Annotated in this window: 7 protein-coding genes; 2 read left to right on the top strand and 5 right to left on the bottom strand. The window is 62.7% G+C overall.

What is annotated here, in order from left to right; all coding sequences use genetic code 11:
- The 5 genes from HP499_RS19480 to HP499_RS19460 all read right to left on the bottom strand — a co-directional run.
- Nucleotides 1-332, bottom strand: a 332-nt coding sequence (locus HP499_RS19480) for a TetR/AcrR family transcriptional regulator (protein WP_172325805.1), incomplete at its 3' end; no start/stop codon positions are given.
- Between the two features lie 44 nt (nucleotides 333-376).
- Nucleotides 377-1,135: a MerR family transcriptional regulator gene (locus tag HP499_RS19475; protein ID WP_172325804.1), complete on the bottom strand. Its 759-nt coding sequence runs from the start codon at nucleotides 1,133-1,135 to the stop codon at nucleotides 377-379.
- Nucleotides 1,136-1,211: 76 nt separating this feature from the next.
- Nucleotides 1,212-1,862 (bottom strand): PadR family transcriptional regulator, encoded by a 651-nt coding sequence (locus HP499_RS19470; protein WP_172325803.1) that lies wholly within the window; start codon nucleotides 1,860-1,862, stop codon nucleotides 1,212-1,214.
- A gap of 258 nt (nucleotides 1,863-2,120) precedes the next feature.
- A complete protein-coding gene (gene nadE / locus HP499_RS19465) occupies nucleotides 2,121-2,942 on the bottom strand; it encodes an ammonia-dependent NAD(+) synthetase (RefSeq protein ID WP_172325802.1) in 822 nt (273 codons plus the stop codon).
- 107 nt (nucleotides 2,943-3,049) lie between these two features.
- Nucleotides 3,050-4,069, bottom strand: a complete 1,020-nt coding sequence (locus HP499_RS19460; protein WP_172325801.1) for a LacI family DNA-binding transcriptional regulator — start codon at nucleotides 4,067-4,069, stop codon at nucleotides 3,050-3,052.
- A gap of 230 nt (nucleotides 4,070-4,299) precedes the next feature.
- Here HP499_RS19460 and HP499_RS19455 point away from each other — a divergent pair, with 230 nt between their 5' ends.
- A complete protein-coding gene (locus tag HP499_RS19455; protein ID WP_172325800.1) occupies nucleotides 4,300-5,145 on the top strand; it encodes a sugar phosphate isomerase/epimerase in 846 nt (281 codons plus the stop codon).
- Nucleotides 5,146-5,193: 48 nt separating this feature from the next.
- On the top strand, nucleotides 5,194-6,137 hold a 944-nt coding region (locus HP499_RS19450; protein WP_172325799.1), incomplete at its 3' end, for a Gfo/Idh/MocA family protein.

Genomic DNA, 6,137 nt, shown 5'->3' with positions numbered 1-6,137 from the left:
TGGAGGCGAAGAGAAAGGTACGGGGTGGTCAGGAGCCCTGGGTCGGCAACGCGACGAAGAGACTCCCGGAGTTGTTCGTCCGGGGTTGAGGCGGGCGAAGGCTCCACCAGCAGGAGGTCGTGCTCTTCGATCTGGTGGAGCACCGCGCGGATCAAACTCGATTTGTCTTCGTAGTAGTAGTTCACAAGCCCCAGTGCGACGCCGGCTTCACGTGCCACGGCCCGCATGTTGATGCCCGAAATGCCGTGGCGGGACAGCAATTCCAGTGCCGCTTCGAGAATGCGCTTCTGCCTGTCAACCTGTTCGCCGGATTTCACGGTGCTTGTACCCATTCGGTCAGACTATTGCCTAACTCTGATCAGCGCATCCCGACCGTTTAGAGGTTCTTTTCTGCGTAAACCCGTAAAGCGTCCCGGACGAAAATCGCCCCCGTTTCCCCGCCGTAATTGGCGGCAAACCTAGGGTCAGCAACGTACATCTCGCCAAGTCCCGTGACGTAACCCTTGATGTCTCCGCCAGGTGCCGCCGTCGGGGTTCCGGGTATGCCGCGAAGCCATTCAACGTGGCGTCGTGCCAAATCCTGGGCTTCGGTACTGTCAGGTGCAACGCCGGACTCTGCTGCTGAGATCCAGTCCGTGCCCAGCTTTTGGACGCGATCCTTCCACTGCTGCTTTTCCTCTGCGCTCATCCGGCGCCACCACGAATCACTGGCGGCGTAGGCGTCCTTGCCCCAGCGCTCCTCCACCTCGTCCTTGTATTGAGTGTGGTCGAAGCCATCAAACATGTTCTGTGCCATGTACTTTCCATCCCCTTTCATTGTGTCGATGGTTTGCCGAACGGAGGCAATCTGCCGGGTCAACCGGTCCTGCTCCTGGGCGAGCCAGTCCAGGTGGCTGCTGAGCGCCTTGACGGTATCGGTCTCGCGATCGAGAACTTCGGCGATGGCCGGCAGGCCAAGCCCCAGTTCCCGGAGCAGGAGGATGCGCTGGAGTTGAACCAAGGCCGGACCGTCATAGTAGCGGTAGCCGTTATGGCCGGTCCGGCTTGGCTTCAGCAGCCCGATGTCGTCGTAGTGACGCAGCGTGCGGCTGGTTGTCCCTGCAATCTTGGCGATTTCCTGAATTGACCAGTCCATACGTCCTCCGTCCTGTGCTTGTTCTTCGACAGTAGGGGTTGACGTTACGTCAAGGTCAAGAGGACTTCAGCAGGCATTAGTCAGCCAAGATCAGGTAGAGGGCGCGGCGGGTCTCGTCGAGCTTTTCAATGGCTGCCTGGCGCTGTTCGTCCGTGGCGGCCGAGCGGAACTGGTGGATCACTCCCATGAGTTTGCCGACGCTTTGGTGGAATGCAGGTCCGGTTGCATCGGCCTCGGTGTTCCAGGCGTTGGCGAGCTCTTCCTCATGCTCGGCAATATAAGCCTTGCCATCGTCCGTGAGGGTGAACTCGGTGCGGCGGCCCTCGCCGACGGCGACGATCAGTCCTTCGTCCACCAGTTGCTGCAAGGTGGGGTAGACCGAGCCGGGGCTGGGACGCCAGGCCCCGGATGTCTTCTCGGCGATGGTCTTGATCAGGCCGTATCCATTGGACGGGGCCTCGGCCAGGAGCGAGAGGATCGCTGCCCGGACGTCACCACGGTTGGCTCGGCGTGCACCGCCGGGACCGAAGCCCCTCGGCCCGAAACCGGGGCCAAACCCGGGACCGAAACCGCCAGGGCCGAAGCCCGGACCGAATCCGCCCCCGCCGTGCCCGCCCGGTCCGCGCCGGCCCTTGCCCCGGTTGAAGCGGCCTCGGCCGTGTCCGTGTTCGGGGTGTCCATGGTCGTGCTCAGGGAATGAGTTGTTGTTTTCGTTGATGCCTTTCATAACAGCATCGTCCTTTCGGTTGTGTGAATCACCGAAGAAGTATCGGCGATAGTTAACGATATATCGGTATCTATCGGGACGTCAAGACCTGGCGCGGGATGTGGGAGAGGGTTGGTGGGAAGGGCGCGGGATGTGGGAGAGGGTTGGTTAAAGCACGACGGCGGGTGCGGACTTCCGTAGGGAAGCCGGCACCCGCCGTCGTGGTTTTGTCAGCGCGGTGGTTTTGAACGCTGTGGTTTGGTCAGAGCGGTAATGCGCTTATTTCCACCAGGTATCGAAGATGGTGACCGGAACGGTGCGCTTGTGGCGCGTCCGGAGGTACTTCTGCTCGATGAGCTCTGCCGCTCCATCAGGCACCCCGCGGCCTTCGAGGTAATCGTCGATCTGGTCGTAGGTGATGCCGAGCTCGTCCTCGTCGGTGCGGCCGGGCTTGTCGTCCAGGAGGTCGGCGGTGGGAACCTTCTGCCACAGGCGGGCGGGAGCGCCCAACTCGGCAAGGAGCGTCCGGTTCTGGCGCTTGTTCAGGCCGAACAACGGAAGGATGTCCGCACCGCCGTCGCCGAATTTGGTGAAGAAGCCCGTGACGGACTCGGCGCCGTGATCGGTGCCGATCACCAGGTAGTTGTGCTCGCCGGCCAGGGCGTACTGCGCGATCATGCGTGCCCGGGCCTTGGTGTTGCCCTTGTGGAAGTCGGAGATTTCAGCGCCGGTGGTCTTCTGGAACTCGTCCTCGAAGCCGTCAACGGCCGCGGAGATGTTGAAGGTCCACTCGGTCTTGGCCTTGATGAAGTCCAGGGCCGCCTGGGCGTCGTCTTCGTCGTGCTGGACGCCGTAGGGGAGCCGGACGGCCACGAAGTTCGCATCAACGCCTTCAGCTTCGAGCTCCTCGACTGCCAGCTGGGCCAAGCGCCCGGCGAGCGTGGAATCGAGCCCTCCGGAAATACCCAGCACAAAGCCCTTGGTGCCTGTTGCTTTGACGTAATCCTTCAGGAAGGCGACCCGCTGACGGATCTCCTCCGCAGGATCGATCCGGGGCTGGACGCCCATTTCTTCAATGATCTTTTCCTGGAGTTCGCGCATGGTCCAACACTAGTCAGCCGCGTCACGAACCCTCAACCATATTGCGGCGGTGATTCGGCTGCGCTGGTGATTCGGCAGGAGGTGACTATGCCCTGCGGCGAATCGCCCTAGGTTGAGGGGACAGGACCTGTTGAACCGCGAACCGTGAGGTGGGTGGGCATGACGGAGCGGTTCCTGTTGCCGCCGCCGGCGAGTGGATTCAACTGGGCCAGCAGCATGGATACCGCCACCCTGCCGGCCTGCTCAATGGGCGAGCTCATGGTGGTCAGCGGCGGATTGCAGAAGTCGGCCCCAAAAATGTCGTCACAGCCCACAATGCTCATGTCCTCCGGCACCCGGAGGCCACGTTCACGGAGCCGTTGCAGCATGCCGATGGCGATCAGGTCATTGAACACGATGCAGGCAGTGACCCCGCTGTGGACGGCGGCGTCGGCTGCGGCAGCGCCGGATTGCGTCTTGGGCGCGAAGGGTCCAAGGCGGCGGACCTCCACACCGCGTTCCTCCGCAGCTGCTGACAGTGCGTCCCATCGCCGGGCGCTGGACTGCGAAACGGCAGGGCCGGACACGTAGGCAACGGACGTGTGGCCCCAGGAAATGAGGTGGTCCAGTGCTTGCGGCATAGCCGAGGGGGTGTCGATGATGACTGCGGGGACGCCGTCGACGTCGCGGTTGACCGTGACCATCGGCATCAGCGCCGCGGCAGCGGCCAGGGAGTCGTCATTGAGGCGGGACGCAGCAACAATCACGCCATCGGCACTCTTGCGTAGCTGCTCCAGCGTGCTTGCCTCTACCTCGTCCGATTCCTCGGTATCGACCAGCAACTGCGTGTAGCCGGCGGCTTTGAGTTGCAACTGGGTGCCGCGGATGAGGTCGAAGTAGAACGGGTTGGTGATATCCGGAACCAGGACGCCCACGGCGCCGGTCTTCCCGGAGCTGAGGGCTTTCGCCTGCGAATTGGGCGTGTAATTGAGCTCGACAGCGGCAGCTTGGATCCGCTCGCGGGTGCGGATGTTGACGCGCTCAGGATTGGCTAGCGCACGCGAAACCGTGGACGCCGCGACGCCGCACAGGGCCGCGATGTCGTGGATGGTGGCAGGCCGGCCTGTTGCCATGGGTTGCGTCGCCATGGGCGTTCCTCTCTGAACAGCAAACATGGGCGTTCCTCCCGGAACGACAAAAAATCATCCGGCTGTGACCACTGCCACACCGTGGGTCAAGAATGCCACACCTTGGCAGTAAATGGCAATCGGTTGTCAAGATAGTGCCACGATGGCTAAACTCGTGAGGACAAGACACTCCTGTGAACTGCATCACTGCGCTCCCGCCGGTGGCATCACGGGGCTACCTAGGAGAATTCGTGACCCATCCCCAAGCCGTGTGGAGCCTGTCCGGTTTCGGCGACGAAGTAGATCCAGATCCCACCGTCCAGGCCGCAGTACTGCTGGCCCTCGGCGCGAGTCACATTGAAGTCCGCAGCGCCTGGGGCACTAACGTCTCCGAGCTCGAGCCCGATGCTGTGCAGCGGCTGAAGGGGATCCTGGATGAAAAGGGCTTGAAGGTTTCCGCCGTTGCCAGCCCCATCGGCAAGGTGGATGTCAGCCTCCCGGTAGAGCACGAGCTCGCACGGCTCCGCCAGATAATCTCCGTGGCGAAGGCCTTGGAGACCAAGTACGTGCGCATCTTCTCCTTCTATCGTGGTGAGGACCAGAGCCAGGAAGAGATCCGGGATGCCGTGATGGAGCGGATGACGGCCTTGGCCTCTGAAGCGGAAGCCGGCGGTGTGGTTCTGCTGCACGAGAATGAGAAGGGTATCTACGGCGACACCCCTGAGCGCGTCCTGGACATCATGGAAACCGTGGCGTCCCCGGCGCTGCGGGTCGCCTGGGACAACGCCAACTTTGTCCAGGTGGGCGTCAAGCCATACACCGACGGCTACGCTTTGCTTCGCCCGTACCTCGAGTACCTCCAGGTGAAGGATGCGATCGCCACCACCGGCGAAGTTGTTCCCTCCGGCGAAGGCGACGGCGAACTGGACGCCACCATTGCTGCCCTCGCCGCCGATGGTTACAGCGGCTTCGCTTCCCTGGAGCCGCATTTGGCCAGCGCCCACGAACTCGGCGGATACTCAGGCCCCGTGGCCTTTGGCATCGCCGCCCGTGCTTTCGCCGGCCTGGCAAGCAAGAACGGCGTGACCCTGGCCTGACAGCCTGGACCCCCAACAATTCAGCATCATCCTTCGAAGGAGCAGGACATGCCTACAGCGGCAGTCATCGGTTGCGGCGACATCTCGACCGTACATTTTGAGGCACTATCTGCGTTGGAGAACGCGGAGTTGGTGGCAGTTTGCGATACCGACCCCGAAAGGTTGGCAGCGGCGGCAGCTGCCCACGGCGTCCCCGGCTACGCAGATTACCTGGACATGCTCCAGGAGGTGCGTCCCGACGTCGTACATGTTTGCACTCCCCACCACCTCCACGCCTCGGTGGCGGCCGACTGCCTTGAGCGCGGCGTCAATGTGATCGTGGAAAAACCGCTGGCGCACACCTTGGAAGAGGGGCAGCGGCTGATCGAGGTGGCGGAGCGGAGTCCGGCAAGGATCGGCGTCTGCTTCCAGAACCGCTACAACGCGACGTCACAAGCCATGCATGAACTGCTCGACGGCGGCACGTTGGGGCAGGTGGTCGGCGCCTCGGCAACCGTCATGTGGCACCGGGACGGAAGCTACTACCGGAACCGTCCATGGCGCGGTACGTGGGCGGAAGGTGGGGGCGGGCTGATGATGAACCAAGCCATCCACACGGTAGACCTGCTGCAGTGGCTGGTGGGTGATGTCGCCAAAGTGGAAGGCCGTGCGTCCACCCGTTCGCTGGGTGGCGTGATCGAGGTGGAAGACACAGCCGAGTTCGTTGCCGAGCACGTCAATGGGGCCCGCAGCGTTTTTTACGCCACCCTGGCCAACGCCGTGAATGCACCCGTGACGCTGGACATCGTTACCGAAAAGGCGACCCTCAGCCTGCGGGGTGATCTCACTGTGAGCTACGCGGACGGAACCGTTGAGGTCATCCAAGAGCGGGTGGCGGAAACCGGCGGGAGATCGTATTGGGGCGTATCCCATCAACTGCTGATCGCCGACTTCTACGCCACCTTAGGGGAGCCGGGCCAGTTTTGGATCAACCCCGCGGAGGCGGCCAAGTC

Source organism: Paenarthrobacter sp. CM16 (assembly GCF_013179505.1).
Classification (GTDB): Bacteria; Actinomycetota; Actinomycetes; order Actinomycetales; family Micrococcaceae; genus Arthrobacter.
Note: the sequence above shows the minus strand (reverse complement) of the source record. Positions and strands in the feature narration are given on the sequence as shown.

What these genes read in the sequence shown, in the direction of transcription:
- HP499_RS19475 (WP_172325804.1), bottom strand. Translation starts at nt 1,135, where the DNA reads ATGGACTGGTCAATTCAGGAAATCGCCAAGATTGCAGGGACAACCAGC.
- HP499_RS19470 (WP_172325803.1), bottom strand. Translation starts at nt 1,862, where the DNA reads ATGAAAGGCATCAACGAAAACAACAACTCATTCCCTGAGCACGACCAT.
- nadE (WP_172325802.1), bottom strand. Translation starts at nt 2,942, where the DNA reads ATGCGCGAACTCCAGGAAAAGATCATTGAAGAAATGGGCGTCCAGCCC.
- HP499_RS19460 (WP_172325801.1), bottom strand. Translation starts at nt 4,069, where the DNA reads ATGGCGACGCAACCCATGGCAACAGGCCGGCCTGCCACCATCCACGAC.